We start from the raw sequence: 1,526 nt of genomic DNA on the forward strand, positions 1-1,526 counted from the left end.
ATCAAACTTTTGGTGCAGGCAAAGACGTGAGTTTTCAGGACTGGCGTGATTACTTGCAGCAAATGATTAACCTGGGGGTATTTGAGATTGCCTACGACCAAAACCTTGCGTTGAAAACTGCAGAGTTGGGCAATCAAATATTGGCAGGAGCCCAAAAATTATTGTTGTCAAAACCGACCGAAAAAACGTTTGCAAAAGCACCTGCCGAAAGACCCAAATCGAAAAAGGCAGTGGCAAAAGAAGGGTTGTTTGAGGCATTAAGAACTTTGCGCAAGCAAATAGCCGATTCGCAGAGCATAGCCCCTCACATTATTTTTAATGATGCAACCTTGACCGAAATGAGCGATAACCGCCCTTACACCAAGGCTGATTTTTTGGAAGTTTCGGGGGTTACCCAAACCAAAATGGAGCAGTACGGACAAACTTTTATAAACGAAATAGTACGGGTATCAGTCGCGCAATATCAGGCAGGAGCTACAGTAAAAGGGGCATCACCTCTCACTACTTATCAATTGTATAAACAAGGGTTGACTCCTAAAGAGATTGTGGCCGAACGCGCCAAAGCTGAAGGCAAAGCCCTGAATCCGGTAACTGTAGAAGGACATTTGATTTCATTGTATAAAAAAGGGTATTCAGTAGATTTGATGAGGTTTACAAACGCCACCGCAGTGAGTGATATTCAGCAGGTACTACACCAAGACTTAGGTGAAGATGGTTTCAAGGGCATTCACGAACAGTTTGGTGGTAAATATTCTTATTTTGAGATTAGAATAGCTAAACCAAAAAAGCCGAATACGTTTTGTATTCGGCTTTTTTGCTTAAGAGCTTGAAAATTGATATAAAGCATTATAGTTATATATTGGATTTAAATAATTATATTTGTTAATATTTAACATACAATCATTCAAACTATTTGAATCAATGTTTTGCCTGAAATATATAATCTTTATGTTTGCTTTACATGACAAAAGAAATAAGCATACTATTATCAATTCTTAACCTGCTGCTGATTCTCTATAATTGGTAGTAGGGGTGATATGCTTATATCTAATTGTCAAAACAACGACATTACAACAACACCTCTAAAAAGCTTAGGGGTGTTTTTTTTTGTCTGATAATTAAAATATTGATTTTAAGCCAAGGCGGTGAATAAGTATCAAGGCAAAGTTAGTTTTATATATGGTTGAGTTTATTTGTAAATGAGCTGAGATCGGTATTTAAGGACTTGCTACCATTGCACCGTTATACATCGGCACCTAAGGACTTGCTGCTATTTAATATGGCAACACATTTTGAAACATTCATCATAATTATGAAGAGGTATGGAACAAACACCATCTCAAACATTATTTGATAAGATATGGAAACGTCATGTTGTGCAACAACAAGAAGGGTTTCCGGCGGTATTGTATATAGACCGTCACTTTATCCATGAGGTTACCAGCCCTCAGGCATTTACTGGTCTCAGGCAACGCAATATTGGGGTTTTCAGACCCAAACAGACCATTGCCACCGCTGACCATAAC

2 protein-coding genes are annotated in these 1,526 nt (G+C 38.3%); both read left to right on the forward strand.

The features are described 5' to 3' along the window. A partial coding sequence (locus M23134_RS37165) for a helix-turn-helix domain-containing protein (protein ID WP_002706341.1) occupies positions 1-830 on the forward strand: 830 nt, incomplete at its 5' end. Between the two features lie 492 nt (positions 831-1,322). Further along, on the forward strand, positions 1,323-1,526 hold a 204-nt coding region (locus M23134_RS37170; protein WP_045115104.1), incomplete at its 3' end, for an aconitase family protein.

Source organism: Microscilla marina ATCC 23134 (genome assembly GCF_000169175.1).
Classification (GTDB): domain Bacteria; phylum Bacteroidota; class Bacteroidia; order Cytophagales; family Microscillaceae; genus Microscilla; species Microscilla marina.